The sequence below is a fragment of the Oleiphilus sp. HI0125 genome, from assembly GCF_001635355.1.
In genome coordinates, this window is the sequence record NZ_LWGF01000153.1 from 1 (window position 1) to 869 (window position 869).

1 protein-coding gene is annotated in these 869 nt (G+C 46.1%); it reads right to left on the reverse strand.

Translation table 11 applies throughout. The annotated features are described in order from the left end of the window. On the reverse strand, window positions 1-491 hold a 491-nt coding region (locus tag A3762_RS02580), incomplete at its 3' end, for a zinc metallopeptidase (RefSeq protein ID WP_068753968.1). Window positions 492-869: the final 378 nt, after the last annotated feature.

Sequence of the window (869 nt, forward strand, 5' to 3'; positions counted from 1 at the left end):
AATAACTGAATGAAAACAGAAGAGAGCATCGCGATGACGCCAACGGCCGCTATCAACAAGACACTTTGCGGCACCTTCAACACCGCAGCGACGGCAGGTGCCGCCATCAAAATAAATATAGCAACGCGCTCAACTGTTATTGCCGCAGGGGTTAAGCGCTTTCGTAGTCGAGCAATCGGTTCATTTCGGTGAAACTGAATGGCGTGCCCTACTTCGTGCGCAGCGACTGCAATCGCGGACAATGACTTCCCTTGAAAGTGCGGTGCAGTAAGGCGAACCATCTTGTCGTTATCATCGTAATGATCACCGAGTTCAGTTTGCTCAACGTTTACGTCACCCAATTCAAAACGCTTAATAAGGTGATCAGCCAACTCTCCACCAGTACCAGGCATAGTTGGAATGTCTTTACCATGCTTCGCCAATACACGCTTCACCCAAAGACTAGGACCTAGCACGATCGCAACCACAATCAGAATTAAGACTACATACATACAACAAGTTCGTATTAATCAATACACACTTTATACAGAGCTTAACAGCGAGTGGATTAAAAGGTAATGGCAAACGAAACATTGATGAATACAACGCGAACATCCCGGGCGAGGCATTGAGCAATGCTCAAAGTTATGTCAAACCACGCACAGCCTTAAAATACAAAACGCCCGATGAAGTTCATCAGGCGTTTTAAGAGAAATAAGTGTCGACTTATTTCAGGACAAGACAATTACGTTAAAGCAGCTTAGATAGACGCTCGGAAATCATGGCTTCGGCATCCGCCATAATTCCTGAGATAAGCTCTTCACAGGTCGGAATATCATTAATTAAACCTGCAACCAGCCCGCATGACCAGGCACCCGCATCAACTGTGC